The organism is Patescibacteria group bacterium (genome assembly GCA_018896645.1).
In the GTDB taxonomy this organism is placed as follows: domain Bacteria; phylum Patescibacteriota; class Patescibacteriia; order UBA2591; family JABMQE01; genus JAHIMF01.
The window spans coordinates 1-16,635 of the sequence record JAHIMF010000076.1 but is presented as its reverse complement, the minus strand read 5'-3'; the positions used below and the strand labels follow the sequence as shown (position 1 = coordinate 16,635).

General features: G+C 39.3%; 19 protein-coding genes and 3 tRNA genes. 5 read left to right on the top strand and 17 right to left on the bottom strand.

Annotated elements, in window-relative coordinates:
- From KKD20_05745 to typA, 5 genes are all read left to right on the top strand, one after another.
- Positions 1–549, top strand: a 549-nt coding sequence (locus KKD20_05745; protein MBU4332587.1) for a virulence RhuM family protein, incomplete at its 5' end; no start/stop codon positions are given.
- Position 550: 1 nt separating this feature from the next.
- Complete coding sequence (locus KKD20_05740) at positions 551–1,717, top strand: DUF262 domain-containing protein (protein MBU4332586.1); 1,167 nt, start codon at positions 551–553, stop codon at positions 1,715–1,717.
- Positions 1,718–1,926: 209 nt separating this feature from the next.
- The gene (locus KKD20_05735) at positions 1,927–2,331 is read left to right on the top strand and encodes a tryptophan-rich sensory protein (protein ID MBU4332585.1); all 405 of its coding nucleotides are present in this window, start codon (positions 1,927–1,929) and stop codon (positions 2,329–2,331) included.
- Positions 2,332–2,720: 389 nt separating this feature from the next.
- Positions 2,721–4,055: a DEAD/DEAH box helicase gene (locus KKD20_05730; GenBank protein MBU4332584.1), complete on the top strand. Its 1,335-nt coding sequence runs from the start codon at positions 2,721–2,723 to the stop codon at positions 4,053–4,055.
- A 9-nt stretch (positions 4,056–4,064) separates the two neighbouring features.
- The gene (gene typA / locus KKD20_05725; GenBank protein MBU4332583.1) at positions 4,065–5,867 is read left to right on the top strand and encodes a translational GTPase TypA; all 1,803 of its coding nucleotides are present in this window, start codon (positions 4,065–4,067) and stop codon (positions 5,865–5,867) included.
- A 150-nt stretch (positions 5,868–6,017) separates the two neighbouring features.
- Here the strand turns inward: typA and KKD20_05720 are convergent, their stop codons facing one another.
- The 17 genes from KKD20_05720 to KKD20_05640 form a co-directional block, all read right to left on the bottom strand.
- Positions 6,018–6,206 carry a hypothetical protein gene (locus tag KKD20_05720; GenBank protein ID MBU4332582.1) on the bottom strand — a complete coding sequence of 63 codons (189 nt, stop codon included), beginning with the start codon at positions 6,204–6,206 and terminating at the stop codon, positions 6,018–6,020.
- A 105-nt stretch (positions 6,207–6,311) separates the two neighbouring features.
- A complete protein-coding gene (locus KKD20_05715) occupies positions 6,312–7,817 on the bottom strand; it encodes a restriction endonuclease (GenBank protein ID MBU4332581.1) in 1,506 nt (501 codons plus the stop codon).
- A 122-nt stretch (positions 7,818–7,939) separates the two neighbouring features.
- Positions 7,940–8,617, bottom strand: coding sequence for a di-trans,poly-cis-decaprenylcistransferase (gene uppS, locus KKD20_05710; GenBank protein MBU4332580.1), 678 nt, complete (start codon positions 8,615–8,617; stop codon positions 7,940–7,942).
- A gap of 14 nt (positions 8,618–8,631) precedes the next feature.
- Positions 8,632–9,669 carry a polyprenyl synthetase family protein gene (locus tag KKD20_05705; GenBank protein ID MBU4332579.1) on the bottom strand — a complete coding sequence of 346 codons (1,038 nt, stop codon included), beginning with the start codon at positions 9,667–9,669 and terminating at the stop codon, positions 8,632–8,634.
- Positions 9,670–9,775: 106 nt separating this feature from the next.
- A tRNA-Pro gene (locus KKD20_05700) sits at positions 9,776–9,850 on the bottom strand.
- Positions 9,851–9,945: 95 nt separating this feature from the next.
- Entirely contained in the window at positions 9,946–10,428 is a 483-nt protein-coding gene (def, locus tag KKD20_05695; GenBank protein ID MBU4332578.1) for a peptide deformylase, read from the bottom strand.
- 4 nt (positions 10,429–10,432) lie between these two features.
- Positions 10,433–10,963 (bottom strand): hypothetical protein, encoded by a 531-nt coding sequence (locus tag KKD20_05690; protein MBU4332577.1) that lies wholly within the window; start codon positions 10,961–10,963, stop codon positions 10,433–10,435.
- A gap of 233 nt (positions 10,964–11,196) precedes the next feature.
- A tRNA-Tyr gene (locus tag KKD20_05685) sits at positions 11,197–11,283 on the bottom strand.
- Positions 11,284–11,289: 6 nt separating this feature from the next.
- A complete protein-coding gene (locus KKD20_05680; GenBank protein MBU4332576.1) occupies positions 11,290–11,901 on the bottom strand; it encodes a hypothetical protein in 612 nt (203 codons plus the stop codon).
- Positions 11,902–11,980: 79 nt separating this feature from the next.
- Positions 11,981–12,056, bottom strand: a tRNA-Thr gene (locus KKD20_05675).
- A gap of 5 nt (positions 12,057–12,061) precedes the next feature.
- Positions 12,062–12,862 carry a tetratricopeptide repeat protein gene (locus KKD20_05670; GenBank protein ID MBU4332575.1) on the bottom strand — a complete coding sequence of 267 codons (801 nt, stop codon included), beginning with the start codon at positions 12,860–12,862 and terminating at the stop codon, positions 12,062–12,064.
- A gap of 89 nt (positions 12,863–12,951) precedes the next feature.
- A complete protein-coding gene (locus KKD20_05665; GenBank protein ID MBU4332574.1) occupies positions 12,952–13,806 on the bottom strand; it encodes a class II fructose-bisphosphate aldolase in 855 nt (284 codons plus the stop codon).
- Between the two features lie 185 nt (positions 13,807–13,991).
- A complete protein-coding gene (gene tpiA / locus KKD20_05660; GenBank protein ID MBU4332573.1) occupies positions 13,992–14,768 on the bottom strand; it encodes a triose-phosphate isomerase in 777 nt (258 codons plus the stop codon).
- Positions 14,769–14,782: 14 nt separating this feature from the next.
- Positions 14,783–15,337 carry an NYN domain-containing protein gene (locus KKD20_05655; protein ID MBU4332572.1) on the bottom strand — a complete coding sequence of 185 codons (555 nt, stop codon included), beginning with the start codon at positions 15,335–15,337 and terminating at the stop codon, positions 14,783–14,785.
- Positions 15,309–15,542 carry a triose-phosphate isomerase gene (locus tag KKD20_05650; GenBank protein MBU4332571.1) on the bottom strand — a complete coding sequence of 78 codons (234 nt, stop codon included), beginning with the start codon at positions 15,540–15,542 and terminating at the stop codon, positions 15,309–15,311. The genes KKD20_05655 and KKD20_05650 overlap by 29 nt, the downstream gene beginning before the upstream one ends.
- A 38-nt stretch (positions 15,543–15,580) precedes the next feature.
- Positions 15,581–16,111, bottom strand: a complete 531-nt coding sequence (locus tag KKD20_05645) for a type II secretion system GspH family protein (GenBank protein ID MBU4332570.1) — start codon at positions 16,109–16,111, stop codon at positions 15,581–15,583.
- A gap of 53 nt (positions 16,112–16,164) precedes the next feature.
- Positions 16,165–16,635: type II secretion system GspH family protein (locus KKD20_05640; protein ID MBU4332569.1), on the bottom strand; the 471-nt coding region annotated here is incomplete at its 5' end.

The window sequence follows — 16,635 nt, the reverse complement described above, 5'->3', positions numbered from 1 at the left end:
TATCAAAAAATCACCGATATTTACGCCACGGCGATTGATTATTCGCCCAAAGCATACGAGAGCAAAGAATTTTTCGCTACCGTGCAAAACAAACTGCATTTTGCCATCACCGGAAAAACTGCGGCGGAAATCATCACGAAGCGCGCGAGCAGTAAAAAAGAAAAAATGGGGCTGACCTCATGGCGGCGATCTCCGCAAAGCAAAATTATGCCAAGCGACACAGTAATCGCTAAAAATTATTTAGACAAAAAAGAACTGGAACATTTGAATCGTATCGGCAATATGTATTTGGATTATGCCGAAATGCAAGCGGCGCGCGGCAAGGCGATGACAATGCGGGACTGGATTGTAAAGCTCAACGCGTTTTTGAAATTCAGCGAGTATGAAATTTTAACTAACGCCGGAAAAGTAAGTCACGAGGTCGCCGAAGCATTGGCGCTCAAAGAATACGAAAAATATCGTGTCATTCAGGATAAAAATTATATTTCTGATTTTGATCGGGAGATAAAACAATTAAAAAACAAGACAGCAAAAAATGTAAAAAAATAATATGAAAACAATTTTAAAAACTAACATCACCGTCAAAGATATTTGCGAAGGGTTTGTTTATAACGAACTTGAGGGCAAGGGTTTGTTTGGCTTGTCCGGCAAACTAACCATTCAGCCGGAGTATCAACGAAACTATATCTATTCTTCTGACGGCGGGAAAAAAGAAATGGCCGTCATTGATTCAATCCTCAAAGGTTATCCGATTGGTTTGATTTATTTTAATAAGGTTTCTGAAAACAATCTGGAAGTTTTGGACGGACAACAGCGCATTACTAGTGTTGGCCGTTTTGTAACTGACAAATTCGCCATCAAAGACGAAAACGGAATGCAATATTTTGGCGGTATGGCAAAAGACAAGAAAGCCAAGATATTGGAAACAAGACTGCTCATTTATGAATGCGAAGGAACAGAAAGCCAGATAAAAGAGTGGTTTAAGACAATCAATATCGCTGGGGTTCCGCTCGTGCCTCAAGAATTGTTAAACGCGATTTATTCCGGACCATTCGTTACATTAGGCAAAGAGGAGTTCAGCAACAGCCAAAATACCAATATTCAAAAATGGAGCGCGTACATAAAGGGCAGCGCGAACCTGCAGGCATTTTTTGAGAGGGCTTTAGACTGGGTAAGTAAAGGAAATATTGATGATTACATGAGCCGTCATCGCTACGACAAAAATATCAATGAGTTAAAAAAATATTTTAACAGCGTGATTGATTGGGTTTCTAATGTATTTACGGATGTAGAAAGCGAGATGCGCGGACTTGAGTGGGGACGGCTGTATGAGCATTATCACAAGCAGGCATATAATCCCGCGAAAGTGTCGGCTGAAGTGCAAAAACTTTACGCTGACTCATATGTTAAAAATCGCAAAGGCATTTTTGAGTTTATTCTCGGTGGCTCCATTGACACAAAATTGCTCGAGGTCCGAATTTTTGATGAAGCAACCAAAAAAGCGGTTTATGCAAAACAAACAAAAGAAGCTGAAGCTAAACAAAAATCAAATTGTTCGTCTTGCGCGATTGGTCACGATGCCAATAAAAATAAGATTTGGAAATTCTCTGAAATGGATGCTGACCATGTAAAAGCATGGAGCAAGGGCGGCAAAACAGCAGCCAAAAATTGTCAGATGTTGTGCAAAACACACAATCGAGCAAAAGGAAATCGGTAGAGAATTGCATTTAATAGCCGGTGCGACAATGACACTCCAAAGGCTGGCGGGAATTGGCGCAAGATTCAGCGATGTTTTTTATTAAAAACATGGAAGGACAAAATTTTTGTAAAATATTTCTAATAATCAACATTATTTTTTAGAGCATACTAATTTGAAAAGCAAATTTTGAATTGCCAAAATTATGTTAGAATAAATAAAATAAAATTATGACCGCATACAACTGGTACTCGCAACTTATTAAACCATCATGGGCTCCGCCGAGCTGGCTTTTTGGTCCGGTGTGGACGATGCTGTATGCGATCATCGCTGTCACCTTTGGCACCGTGTTCTATAAGGCCATAACCCACAAGCTCGCGTGGATGGTGGCGCTTCCGTTTGCCCTAAACCTTGTTTTCAACTTCGCCTTCACGCCTTTGCAGTTTGGGCTGAAAAATAATCTCCTCGCCGCGATTGATATCTTGCTTGCGCTCGGCACGCTCGTCTGGGCGCTCGTTGCTTTATGGCGCGCCTCGCCGGACTTGCGCTGGGTTGTCTATGCCAACATTCCGTATCTACTTTGGGTTTCGTTTGCCACAGTTTTGCAATTAACAATTACTTATTTAAACAGATAGGCGGCGCGCCCCGCAGTAGCGGGGCACGAAATTCGGCGGCGGAACCCCTGTAGCAGAATGTTTTGCGTTCGCTACGGGGCAAGAAGCGAGGGCAGGCAAAAATTCTCCTCCAAAGGCGGACAAGCATTCAGTAATTGCGGCCAAAAATGATAGGAATTACTATTATTTTCATTTTGTTTTCATTTTGACTTGACATTTTTTATATTTTAATGTAGTATAATATAGATGATATATCTACTGACAGCTAAGAGATAAAGTTATACAAAAAAGCCAAAAGCCAGAATTTAAAGAAACAAATTGTTTTAAAATTATGGCTGAAGATTTTTTGATGACGAGAATATTCTTGTCATTTTTTAGTGGCCTTAATTTATATTAGAAAGCAGCAAATTATGGAAAAAATAAAATCAGATTCATTTAACTTTAGCAACCTTGGGATTGCGCCAAAGATTCTTGATATTTTGCAAAAATGGGGCTTTAATCAGCCGACGTTAATCCAGTCTAAATCAATTCCTCTTGCCATTAAGGGCAATGATCTCGTTGGCATTGCCCAAACCGGAACCGGCAAAACCTTGGCTTTTGGCATCCCGATGATTCAACGGTTGAGCCAAATTGGAGGCCGCGGCTTGTTGTTGTTGCCAACGCGCGAGCTGGCCAGCCAGGCTAATATGCATTTAAAAAATATCGGCGCTAGGTTTGGCTTACGAACGGCAGTATTGATTGGCGGCGAACCAAAAAACATTCAATTAAGAACTCTTCGGCAAAAACCGCGTATCATTATCGCCACCCCTGGACGTTTGATTGACCACATCAAGAGCCATTCAATTAATCTTAGCGATATTAAAATCTTGGTTTTAGACGAAGCTGATATGATGTTTGATATTGGTTTTGCGCCGCAGATTAATGAAATTTTAAAATCAGTTCCAAGGGAAAGACAGACGATGTTGTTTTCAGCGACGATGCCGCCGGCTATTATGTCATTAGTGGCAAAACACATGAAGCTGCCGATTAATATTGAAGTGGCGCCATCAGGCACGCCAGCGGAAAATATAAATCAAGAGATGGTCATTATCAGCAAGGAAAAGCGCGTTGCCCAATTGGAAAAAATATTAACGTCATATCACGGTTCCGTTTTAATTTTTTGCCGCACTAAGCATGGGGTAAGAAAATTAACGATTAAAATTAGACAAATGGGCCATACCGCTGCCGAAATTCACTCTAACCGTTCGCTTAGCCAGCGCAGCAATGCTTTGAGAGCTTTCAAAAATGGCGGAGTCCGAGTGTTGGTTGCCACCGACATTGCCGCTCGCGGCATTGATGTTAAGGGCATTGAATTAGTTTTAAATTTTGATTTGCCGGAAAACGCCGGAGATTATGTTCATCGGATTGGCCGGACTGGACGCGCCGGCAATGCAGGCCAAGCCATTAGTTTCGTGTCCCCCACCGAGATGCGCGAAGTTAAAAAAATTGAACGAATCATTAAAAAAACAATTCCGCTAACCAAATTGGCAGAGCCAGAATATGATTCCTATGCTTCTAAACAAGGCAACCAAAACAAAAAGCGCTTTAACAACTATAACCAAAACAATAATTTAAAACGAAGCCCGCGCGGCAGACAATGGAATAAAAGAGGACGAAGCCAAAAATTCGCAAGAAATAAAAAATTTAATCTCCAGGCGAGGGATCTCCCAAAGGGAGACAAAAATAACCGCCGGAAAAATCACTAAATTACAAACATGAATTACAAAGAAACAAGAAACATCGCAATTATTGCTCACGTTGACCACGGAAAAACCACGATAGTTGACGGGATGATGCGCCAAACCGGCATGGTTGAGGAAGGCGTTAGCATGGACTCAAACGACTTGGAAAAAGAGCGCGGCATTACCATTTATTCCAAAAACGCTTCATTAATTTACAAAGGCACTAAAATTAATATCATTGACACGCCCGGCCACGCTGATTTTAGCTCGGAAGTTGAGCGGGTATTGCGCTCGATTGATTCGGTGATTTTGGTTGTTGACGCCCAAGAAGGGCCGATGCCGCAAACCAGATTTGTTTTGAAAAAATCACTTGAACTGGGATTAAAACCGATTGTGGTTTTAAACAAAATTGATAAACCGGCTGCTGACACGGATAAGGCGCGCGATGAAGTGCTGGATCTTTTTATTGATCTGGAAGCAAACGACGAACAGCTTGATTTTGTAACCGTTTACGCCATCGGCACTGAAGGCATTGCTAAAAAGAAAATGACTGACGATTCAAGCAGTCTTGAACCGCTGCTTGATACTATTTTGGAGCAAGTCCAGCCGGCGCCGAGCGACACTAGCGCTCCTTTGCGCATGCAGCCGTTCAACCTGGCGTATGATGATTATCTGGGCCGTTTGGCAATTGGCAGAATTTATGAAGGCCGGGCTTCCAGAGGACAAAAGATTATGATTAAAAATGCTGCCGGCGAAACCCGAACAGCGACTATTACCAAAATTTACACCTTCCAAGGTTTTGTTCGCCAAGACATTGAAACCGCCGACGCCGCGGACTTGGTGATGATCGCCGGTATTCCTGATATTGATATTGGCGAGACTATTTGCGAGACCGCGGATCAAAAACCGCTGCCGGCGATCTCAATTGACCCGCCGGCTATTTCTCTTGATTTATTAGTCAACAACTCTCCATTTGCCGGACGCGACGGCAAGTTTGTCACTAACAGCCAAATAAACGAGCGCTTGCATAAAGAGCTTGAAGTGAATGTTGGTTTGAAAATTGATTTTTCTTTTAAAGACCGCTACCATATTTCCGGCCGCGGTGAAATGCACATTGCGATTTTGCTTGAGAATATGCGCCGGGAAGGATACGAAATGCAGGTTTCCCAGCCGCACGTTATTACGAAAGAAATTGACGGCGTTTTGTCTGAACCTTTTGAAGAAGTGACAATTGATCTGCCGTCTGAATTTTCCGGTTCGGTTATTGAAAAAATGTCCAAGCGCGGAGGCAAGATGGTAAACATGCACCATCATGAAAACCATGTGCGGATTTTATTTGAAATACCAACGCGCGGTTTGCTTGGATATCGCGGCGATTTTATTATTGATACTAAGGGCAACGGTATCTTGGCATCTCATGTGATCGGCTTTAAACCTCATGTAGGAGAGATAAAAAAACGAGCAGTGGGCTCAATGATTTCGATGGCAACCGGCAAAACTTCCGCATATTCTATGGCTAATTTGCAAACTAGAGGACAGCTGTACATCGAGCCCAACATTGAGACCTATGAAGGTATGGTGATCGGAAATGTTGCCAAAGGTAATGATATGGCTGTTAACCCGATTAAAGGTAAACATCTAACCAACATGCGCGCATCCGGTTCTGATGAAGCAATCCACTTGACGCCGCCGTTACGGCTTTCAATTGAGCGGGGAATGGAAATCATGCACGACGACGAGTATCTGGAAATTACACCCGGTAATATCCGGCTTCGCAAACAAATCTTAAAGGAGATTGACCGGACCAAAGATTTTAGGCGGAGTTCCGCTTTGTAACCCGCGCGCGACCCAATCGCATTGCGGATAACCCGACCAAACACTGCCATTGCGAGTTTTACCTGATTTAACAGGAACTTTTGATGAAATTGAAAATAATAAAATATGCCGCATTTGAGTAGCTAATGTAACCGACTGCGACATAATATTTCACGGGATAAACCCTGTTTTTTTATTGATTATTGAAGGCAACTCATCTTTTTTTTCGATTGCCCGGCGCAAAAGTTTGTCCTTACCAATCAAATAATCCTGACCCATAAATTCGCTAAATTTCTCAGCCCGAATGCGATCGGCTAAGGGAAAATCTTTTTGCAAATTTTTATCAAATAAATCTGGCATAGGGTTATTTTAGCATTTCAAAAGTAAAAAATTCAAATAAAAAACAGCTTTTTAAAAACTGTTTGGAAATAAAAAAATGTCTAAAAAAACTTTTTAAATTAATTTTTAAAGCATGGGCATAAATCCCATTGTCTTCGCATCATCTTTGCTGACACTACTCGGTTTTGCTTCTTTATAATAATTTTTTACTAATCCGCGAGGTAAATTTGGTCTTTTGCCTTGCAATAATTCTTCTACGGTCAAAATTTGAATTTTAGGAAATTCGAATTTGTTAGTTAAGGGTACAGTAAAAGTCCCGGCATCTATTGCCTCCTCCTGCATTGGTTTGGTTGCTTTTTCTAGAGTTATAAAAATTCCAGCTTCGGCTTTTTCTCGCTCAACATCGCTTTTTAAAGTTGCGATTTGATTTCTCTGCACCTTGCCGCCCTTAACTTGAACGATTGCTTGACCATACTCTGACTTACCGTTTAATTTGTCTCTGTGAAATCTAATAATTCCATCAATCCCCTTATCCGCGCCTCTCATATTTTCTTTACTCTTGCTTTGGGCTGGCATTGCATTAACCATATCTAAAGCCCAATACTCAAATTCAAATGGATCTTTTTTGAATAATTCTTTGGCACTAGTTAAATCCGTGGGCAAGCCATCAACGTGGATTTGTTTGCGACCTAATCCATTTTGACCTCTTAATCGGTGTTTTATTAAGTTTATTGCCAAAACGGTAATATCTATACCAACCCAGTTTCTCTCTAATTTTTCCGCTACTGCTATTGTTGTACCACAACCACAAAATGGATCTAAAATCCAATCTCCTTGATTAGATGACACTTCAATGATTCTTTTTAACAATGCCTCAGGTTTTTGCGTAGGGTATCCTAACCGCTCCTTTGCATGCCCGGCAATTGCAGGTATATACCAGTAATCAGGGAGGGGGGTACCAACGGATTCTTCCTCTTGATCTCTCGATAATCTTCTGCCATCAATAAAAGTAGCTCGTTGCTTTTTGCCCTTATGTATTTTCACAGTAATATCAGCAAGCGGTTGATAAATAGTGTTAAAAGTGTATGAATTTTTACCATCTTTTACATAAAAGAATAATATATCATGCATCCGTTGGAAAGCTCTTGATTTTGCCGGCCACCGTCTATATGTCCATACAATTTCATTTCTAAAATTCCTCTTTCCAAAAATCACATCTAGAACAATTTTTAGATAATGACTGGCGGTTGGGTCACAGTGTAAATACAAACTGCCGGTCTTTTTTAAAACACGATGCAACTCTATCAAACGCACGGTCATCATGCTTAGATATGCGAGTACATCATTATGGCCAAGTATTTGTTCCAAAGCAAGCATTAAATTGGAAATATTCTGATTGGTTTTTCTAACTAAATAATCAAAGGCCTGTTTTGAATCCCTTGTCCAGTGCCAAGAATCTTCAAAAGCCCTGATTTGGGCCGGGCTATCTTGCAGGCCTTCTTTAAATAAAACATTGTAACTTCTGCTAGAGTTAAATGGGGGATCAAGATAAATCAAATCAAAACTCTCGTCAGGAATCTTCTTTTTTAATATTTCTAAATTGTCGCCAAAATAAAGGGTTCTATTTTGCATGAAAATGTGATGATTTATGACTGAACTTTAATTCTATTTTACATCCAATTTAAAAATTTAACAAAGGTGGTCCCCCCGATTACTTGATTACTTGGTTACTTAATTACTTAGTTACCGCCAACTTACTTCCCAAACCGCCTCTGCCTTCTGGCGTATTCTTCCAAGGCTTCGTCCAAATCTTTCTCACTGAACGCCGGCCAATACTTGGGGCAAAAATATAATTCCGAATACACAGATTGCCAAGTTAAAAATCCTGAAAGCCGGTATTCTCCAGAAGTCCGAATGATTAACTCTGGGTCCGGCAGGCCAGCTGTATAAATATTTTCATTTACTGTTTCCTCATCTATTTTTGACGCAGGAATTTCTTTAGCAACTATATTTTTAATCGCATCCACGATTTCCGCCCGACCGCCATAATTTATTGCTATGTTTAAGATACTTTTGGTGTTGGTTTTGGTTTTTTCCACGGCTTCTTTTATGGCTGTTTGCAAATCTTTTGATAATCCAGAAATTCGGCCAAAAACACGTAGCTGAATGCCTCTTTTATAAAATTCTTTGGATTCCTTGGTTAATCCAATTTTTAACAGCCGCATCAAATAATTCACTTCGTTCTTTTTCCGATTCCAATTTTCCGTAGAAAAAGCATAAATGGTTAAAATTTTAATTCCTCTCTTTAAACACCAATCCCCTACTTGTTTTAATTTATCATAGCCGGCCAGATGGCCTTGAAGTAAAGCAAGACCTTGTTCACGGGCCCAACGACGATTGCCATCCATAACAATGGCAATATGTTTAGGAATAATTTTTGACATGTTTAGTTGGTTCTATTTATAATGTAATCTATTAGTTCGAGTAAAACTTTTTTTGCTTTTGGATTAATGCGAGATAAGGATGATATTTGTTTTTGCGCCCCGTAACCCAATTTTTTAGCATTGTCCTGTGTCCAGCCTAAAGCGCCGGAGTCAATCATAATTTGCCTTATCTCATTAACTTCTTTTTTAGAAATTTTCTCTTGATTAAAAATCTGCGATAATTTTTTCTTTTGGGTTTGATTAGCGCTTTGAAGCGCCTTCCAAACAAGCAAGGTCTTCTTTCCTTCCCGAATATCCGAGCCGACCGGCTTGCCGATTTCCCGTTCATCACCAAATACTCCTAAAATATCATCTTGAATTTGAAAAGCGATTCCCAAAGGTATGGAATAATCGCTTAATGCTTTTAGATCTTTATCAGTTGCTCCGGCCAGTAAAGCTCCGATATGCAGGGGGGCTTCAAAAGTATACTTGGCTGTTTTGTATTCATACACCCTAAGGATATCTTTCTGACTGGACTGTTTTTTTTGAACGGGTAATAATATATCTAAATTTTCTCCTTCGCAAGAATCTAAAATCATTTGATTGATTTTTTGTAGAACTTTTAATTTCTTGCCTAAGGAAAAATTGGTACTTAAAAAACTTTCTATGGCTAGGGTATGAGCAATATCACCAGCAATAATAGCAATTGATTCTCCAAAATGTTTATCTTTATATTTTTCAAATCCTTTATGAAAAGTGGGTTTGCCTCGACGCAATTCATCCTGGTCAATGATATCATCATGAATCAGAAAAAAACTATGGATAAGCTCAATAGACATTGAGGCTTTGACAATCTCCTTTTGGTTCCCGCCCCCGAATGCCTCGTAACCCGTAAAAATTAAAAAGGCGCGAATTCTTTTACTCTTGCCCCGTAAAGTGAATTCTTTCAAATGTTTTAAAATCTCTTTATTGAAACCCTTTGTGTCAGCAATCTTTTTATCAAAAAAACCTGCTAATTTTTGTTCTACTTTTGTTTTATACTTTTTAAGTTGCTCTCTCATGTCAAATGTTTTTGCATTATTAATTACCGGGTAGAACGCGTATCGTCGCAGTAGTCCCGGTTGCGACTGGGACGACTTCATCATCCCCGCCTGCCCATTATGACCCTGGTCGGGGTAGCCGGACTGAACCGGCGACTTCACCGTCCCGAACGGTGCACTCTACCAACTGAGCTATACCCCGCAAATTTAAACCACAGAGAGTCGCACCAGCACAAACCCAATTAAAAAAATTAAGATAATTATTAAAATTAATTTTAAGGTCTTTTTTAACATTTTTTACTTTTGTTTATTGTACTCCCCCAACGCCTTCCTGCGTTTTAAAAAATTCACTCTGTCAATAATAAGAATGCCATCCAGATGATCAGTCTCGTGCTGAACAATACGCGCCAGTAATCCTTTAATCTCCATTTCTTGCCGCCTGCCATTCTCATCTAAAAATCTACAAGTTATCTCACTAGCCCTTTTGATTTTAAAAAAAATACCCGGAAAACTTAAACAGCCTTCTTCTGCTATTTCTTTACCTTTTCTTTTTAAAATTTCTGGGTTAATAAAAACGCATGGGACATCGCCCGCGTCGGCTACAATTATCCTTTTGCTTACCCCTACCTGGGGCGCTGATAGACCAGCTCCATTACTATCTTGTGTTGTTTCAATCATGTCCTGGGCTAACTGTTTGATTTCTGAATTAACCTCTCTGACCTTTTCCGCCCTGGTCTTAAGGATGGGAGCGGGATATTTTTTTATATCTAAAATAGGCATGTTTTTATGTTAATTTTTCGTCTGGAATAACAACTTTTTCTTGCGCCGCCTCGCTCTTTTTACTGAACACGGCTGACTCCACAATCAAAACTTGAATCACTAAAGCAATTATTACAATCACGGTATTAGCTAAAAATTCACCAGTGACTGAACCCGGGTTGGCTAAACGTTTTAAGCCAACAATCACATTATTTAGAAGCACCAAAAACAGCAAGGGCAGAAGGCCAATAAAATCAATAATAAGGGATTCTTTAATCTTTTCTTTCTTAGGCTTTTCTTTGACCTTTTCTTTGATTAAAATACCGAAATCATACCAAAGTTTTACGCTTGCTATAACAAAAAACAAAACTGCGATTGCTGGTAAAACCGGATATGACAGCCCCCCGAGCAACTCGTTTTGTAAAAAAGAAAAGAGCATAAAACAGACCAAAAAGGCGGCCAGCAAACCAATGTTGATTCCCATCAAAAGAATGCCAGGAATAATAATACTTTGGTAATTAACAAATTGCCCTAAAGGCCTTAAATAATTTTTCATGGGATTGGGTTAAAAAATAAAATAATATAAAAATATAAAAATATAAAAATAAATAGGACGAGATGAGTTTTTATTATTTTATTTTTATCAACCAGAGGTTTATCCGCCTCTGGCGGGTATTCTTGTCAGCCAGGGGCTTGGATTAGAGGCCCATCCGCCCTTGGAGGAGATCCGCCTTTGGCGGATATTTTTATATTTTTATATTATTTTATTTTTGGTTTTTTATTTTTTAATGGTGGGCCGGGCAGGATTCGAACCTGCGTAGGTATAAAACCACGTGATTTACAGTCACGCCCAGTTAACCACTTTGGTACCGACCCCTAACATTAATATCTATCCACGAAATCAGATATCCATTTTTTTATCAATAACAATAACTTTTTATCATGATATCTGATGTGGATAAGGCCATATTTCATTTTACCGATTTTACTCTCCTTGAAGTCCCGCCTAACATATGGTTTGTTAAACTGCTGCAGTGATATTTTAGTGAGAGCTGACCAATATCTCATTAATTTTTTTGGCTTTTGATTTGCATAACAATACAAATAAATTCTTAATTTACTATCAGCAACCCCGCAAATCATTCTTAAAAAAGTAAGAAAAATCTTTATCATTCCCGGGTTGCTATTCGCAAAATCTACAGCTGTCTCTCCCGGCCACTGCGAACCCTCTCCCCAATATAGCATTATGCCCGCGAGTTTCAACTCCCTCTCTTCAATAGAAAGTCTCTTTTTAACATTAAAAGAAGCCGGTTTCTTGTTAAACAATATAATACTGTTCTCCCGAGGTTCACGCCTGGGTATCTTGTGTTTACGAAAAAAATAGTAAACCGCGTCTATTGAAAACCCAAACTTATCTGCAACTTCTCTGGCGCTATGCCCTTCCGCGTAGTAATTCGCGATAATTGCTAATTTTTTATCAGGAATAGTAGCCATGCTTTCATTATATCAAATCTGGCCGTAAATACAAACTGTTAGTATTGTGTTAGTATTGTCTTTTCATTCCTGATTAATCTGGAGCCCAGAAGCGGACTCGAACCGCTGACCTACTCCTTACCATGGAGTTGCTCTACCAACTGAGCTATCTGGGCACTTACTAACTCAACTCCCCTGTCTTTTTCTTAAATTCTTCTAATTTCTGATTCTCGGGGTTAACCTCTTTAAGCCGCTTATAAGCATATAGGGCTGATTTTTTGTCTCTAACTATTATACTCATTTCACACAAAAGGTCAAGGCTTCGGGGATTGTTTGGCTCTAATTTCAAAGCTTTTTTAAAACTTGCTAATGCCTTTGCTTGCTCGCCCAACTCTCTATAAATCATACCCAAATTAATATAATCTTCAACAACCTTTTCTGTCTGATTATTTTTAAGCAATTTTAAAACATGCTCAAGTGCTTGCTTAGCCTCACTAAAATTCTTTTGCTTTAAATAAATGCCAGCCAAGCCCCTATAGGAATCTATATTTTGGGGGTCGAATCCAATAATCTCTATATATTTCTTCTCGGCCTCATCTAACTTATCCTGAGCCACTAGGCTTTCTGCCGCCCCCAATAGAACAACGACCTTATCTTGAAATTTTTCTGGCTCATTTTGTATTATTTTTTTGTGTTTCTGGGAATATTTATGTTCAACAGCCAGAATTTTCTTTTCTATGCCCTCAAAAAACTTTTTTAAAGCCGCCAACCCCTGGTTGACTTTTTGTAAGTTTGGACTAATTTTGTCCAATTTACGATCCAGTTTATTTTGTATCAATGCCCTCTTGACCTTTTTCTGTTTTTCTTCTGGCAATTGTTCAACATTAAGATTGGTTACATCCGGTACCCTCCTTATTAAAATAATTATTATAACCGCTAGGCTTAATATAATAATTATGATTGGTAAAATATTGTATATCATACTTTTTTATTAAAGCATAAAAGCATAAAAGCATAAAAGCATAAAAGCAATTTGCTTTAATGTTCTCGTGCTCTCGTGCTTTAATGTTTTCAAGCCTCCAACGCGAACATTTTTACTTTTCTCTCAACAAGACGCTGAACCGCCTCCATCGGCTGGGGCATAAGATTTCTAATATCAATCTCTTCTTTATGTTGGGATAAAACCCGACGAAGGGTTGTGGTAAAGATAAGCCTAATTTCTGTATCAATGTTAATAATTCGTATGCCATTTGCCACGGCTTGAAAAATCTGATCCCTACCCAAACCCGAAGCCCCATGCAAAACTAAGGGTACTTTAATCTTTGCATTGATTTCCTTTAATCTTTTAATGTCCAACCTGGGTAACCCTTTCCTTATCTTCTCAACTCCGTGCACATTACCGATAGCAACAGCCAAAGTATTTATACCTGTTTTTTCAACAAACTCTTGGGCCTCTTTTGGATCGGTTAAAAACCCTTTTTCGGAAAAGACATTGTCCTCCCAACCTTTTACTTGGCCTAATTCGCCCTGAGCCCAAACATCGTATTTATGAGCATAATCAACAGCTTGCTTGGTTAGGACTACATTTTCATCAAACGGAACATCGGATGCGTCAATCATAATTGAAGAAAACCCAGCATGAATACATTCGGCAACCGAGTGAAAGCTTTTACCATGATCTAGGTGGAGAGCTACCGGAACATTAACAGCCTCGTTTTTTGCCACTGTTTCTACAATATGGGTGATCGGTTTAAGGCCAGCGTATTTAATCGCTGTTTCCGAGACTTGAATAATGATTGGCTTCTTAGCCTTAATCGCACCATTAACAATTCCCAAAGTTGTCTCCAAATTAGAGGTATTAAAAGCCCCAACAGCACATTTTTTCTTCTGGGCCCAGGAGATGACTTCTTTGATATGGACTAACATAATAAAAAATTTAGTTTAGATGCTAACACGGTAATTAATAAAGTTAATAAAGTTGTTAATAAAGTTAATAAGAAAACGAGATGCCTTACAAATTTATTAACTCTATTAACTTTATTAACAATTTATTAACTACGGTTATTTTAAAATAATAAATAATAAATTCAAACCTCCTGCAAATAAACCAGCTAGGCAATCCTTTGCACTGCCTTAATCAATCCGACAAACTCTTCGACCTTGAGGCTGGCTCCGCCAACAAGGACGCCGTCAATGGTTTTCTGCCCAATAAATTCAGCCACATTATTCTTATCCACACTGCCGCCATAAATAACTCTTAATTTCTTAGCCAATGTATCGGGTGAATATATGTCCAACAAATAACTCTCAATTATTATATGGGTATGCTCGGCCTCTTCAGCCTCAATAGCCTGCCCAGAACCAATCACCCAAACCGGCTCATAAGCAATAATTATTTTGCTGTCTTCTGACAGACGCAAACCCTCTAAAGCCTGGTTCATTTGCTTCATAATAACATAATCTTTTTGACCTTTTTGACGTTCATCAAAATTTTCACCAACACAAATTATCGGAATAAGCCCCGCATCTAAAACCGCTTTTGCCTTCTTGTGTACCATTTCGTCGGTCTCTCCCAGATGCCCGCGACGTTCCGAATGGCCAATAATCACATACTCACAGCCTAACTCTTTTAACATTAAGGGGGAAATCTCGCCAGTAAAGGCGCCCTTATATTCCCAAAAAACATTTTGAGCGCCAAGTTTGATATCAGACTTTAGATGCAGGGAGTCTGATACAGATGCCAAAGCAGTAAAGGATGGACAAACCACTATCTCAACTTCATTGTTACTTACTGCGCCTTGATCATTAACAGCCTTTACTAAATCAACACTCTCCCTCACCCCAAGGTTCATTTTCCAGTTAGCGATGATAATTGGTTTTTTCGGCATAGCAAAACGGAAAATTATAAAAACATTTTAATATCGTCCTCGCGCAACACTAAATAATCGCCAGCAGTTTTGGTCAGACCAAATGACTGGCGCTCATTGGCGCAAATGTATTTTACTTTTTTGCCAAAGGAAAAAACCTCCTCAACCGCTGGAACTAAATCAGTATCCGAACTAATCAAAAAAGCGGTATCGTATTTATTCAATCTGGCGAATCTAATCATCTCTACCGCAATTCTAACATCAACGCCTTTTTCGTGATAGGTTTTATCCGGATGTTGGATTAATTGCCCCGTAATTACTTTTACTCTACGTTTCTGCAACCGCCTAAACAATTTTTGTTGATTAGCATGCATAACCTTACTTTTCGGATTATTTCTCCTTCTCTTCACTGCGCCAATGTAATATCTAATGTCAATTATTTCAAAATCTCTGCAAAGCCATTCGCAAAAACCTCTATAGTCAAAACTTAAAAGTGAAATATGTTTCAATCTTTTTGACTTTTTAGATAAATTCTTTAAGCGGTAGTAGAAATTACTACCGTCAATGAAAATAATAGCCTTTTTCTTCATGTCGATTTTTTAAATAAAAAAAACTGCGGTCGACCCCGGTTGCCCGGGAAAGGAACGCAGTGAGATTAATTACTTTAAGTATAGCAAATCTAAAAATTTTGTCAAGTGCTTGACTGGGGATAACTTTCTTTACCACTTTAAAAAGCCGCTTGACTTGTTCAAGATTCATTTTCCAGTTAGCGATGATAATGGGTTTTTGGAGCATAGTATCTATGTTATTTTTTGTCTACAAGTAACGCTCGACTAACGTTCAAATTTACCTATCACCCAATCGAACTCTCCCTGCCAATCTCGCGAAGGACAACTCCAGCCAGGGCTATTTGGATGGGGTCTGCCACTGGTTTCCATATCCCGCACGCCTAAAACATAATAAGCGCCGTGCAAAGGATCACAGCCATAACTCCCCGCCCCATAGCGATAATAGGCATAGCCATAGCAACCTGTACCAGAGCCACCACTTGGGTCTGTAGGAACATTACTCATTAACCCTTCATTCACTAAGGCGCCAATAAATGGATCAGCACCGCAAGGTCCTTGGTCCCAGCCATCACAGCAGGCATCACCAGAAATAGAAGGATATCGGTTATTCGCATCATAATATAAATCCAAAGCAGTTTGAATTTGTTTCATGTCTACCAGCCTCTTCGCATCTCTCGCCTTGGCCCTGGCATTGTTTAAAGCCACAATTGCTAAAGTTGACAACAACCCAATTATTGAAATCACCACCAAAAGCTCAATAAGAGTAAAACCTGATTTTAATCTTTTAGAGTTCATTTTCCATTGGCGATGATAATTGGTTTTTTTGACATAATTCTTGATTAAAAAAACTAATCACAAAGATAAAAAGGTATATAAATAGATAAGTCGTCACCGCCGCCAATCATCCGGTTAGGACCTGCTGATCTGACAGTATCCCGACGACAAGGATCACCAGAAAACTCATATTCATTCTCATCAATCAAATAGGGACTCTCCCAAGGATCCCTTAATAATCCAGCAAAGCCGAGCTTATTAAAAGCATTTGTCATACTTGTTATACATTGAGGGCTATCAAGTGTGTAACTGGGAGGCCTACAGGAACAGTCCGAGCATCCGCTTCCTGTCACGCCGTTTCCATCTCGATAATCTCGCCCTAAAACTTTATTCTCCCGATCACGAGCAACTTCAATCGCAGTTTGAATCTGCTTTAAATCGCCTTTAGTTTTGGCAATATTTGCTTTTTCTCTAGTATTTTTCAAAGCTACAATTGCTAAAGTTGCCAATAGACCAATTATTGAAATTACCACCAAAAGTTCAAC

Coding starts and splice junctions, on each gene's coding strand:
- KKD20_05740 (MBU4332586.1), top strand. CDS start 551: ATGAAAACAATTTTAAAAACTAACATCACCGTCAAAGATATTTGCGAA.
- KKD20_05735 (MBU4332585.1), top strand. CDS start 1,927: ATGACCGCATACAACTGGTACTCGCAACTTATTAAACCATCATGGGCT.
- KKD20_05730 (MBU4332584.1), top strand. CDS start 2,721: ATGGAAAAAATAAAATCAGATTCATTTAACTTTAGCAACCTTGGGATT.
- typA (MBU4332583.1), top strand. CDS start 4,065: ATGAATTACAAAGAAACAAGAAACATCGCAATTATTGCTCACGTTGAC.
- KKD20_05720 (MBU4332582.1), bottom strand. CDS start 6,206: ATGCCAGATTTATTTGATAAAAATTTGCAAAAAGATTTTCCCTTAGCC.
- KKD20_05715 (MBU4332581.1), bottom strand. CDS start 7,817: ATGCAAAATAGAACCCTTTATTTTGGCGACAATTTAGAAATATTAAAA.
- KKD20_05705 (MBU4332579.1), bottom strand. CDS start 9,669: ATGAGAGAGCAACTTAAAAAGTATAAAACAAAAGTAGAACAAAAATTA.
- def (MBU4332578.1), bottom strand. CDS start 10,428: ATGCCTATTTTAGATATAAAAAAATATCCCGCTCCCATCCTTAAGACC.
- KKD20_05690 (MBU4332577.1), bottom strand. CDS start 10,963: ATGAAAAATTATTTAAGGCCTTTAGGGCAATTTGTTAATTACCAAAGT.
- KKD20_05680 (MBU4332576.1), bottom strand. CDS start 11,901: ATGGCTACTATTCCTGATAAAAAATTAGCAATTATCGCGAATTACTAC.
- KKD20_05670 (MBU4332575.1), bottom strand. CDS start 12,862: ATGATATACAATATTTTACCAATCATAATTATTATATTAAGCCTAGCG.
- KKD20_05665 (MBU4332574.1), bottom strand. CDS start 13,806: ATGTTAGTCCATATCAAAGAAGTCATCTCCTGGGCCCAGAAGAAAAAA.
- tpiA (MBU4332573.1), bottom strand. CDS start 14,768: ATGCCGAAAAAACCAATTATCATCGCTAACTGGAAAATGAACCTTGGG.
- KKD20_05655 (MBU4332572.1), bottom strand. CDS start 15,337: ATGAAGAAAAAGGCTATTATTTTCATTGACGGTAGTAATTTCTACTAC.
- KKD20_05650 (MBU4332571.1), bottom strand. CDS start 15,542: ATGCTCCAAAAACCCATTATCATCGCTAACTGGAAAATGAATCTTGAA.
- KKD20_05645 (MBU4332570.1), bottom strand. CDS start 16,111: ATGAACTCTAAAAGATTAAAATCAGGTTTTACTCTTATTGAGCTTTTG.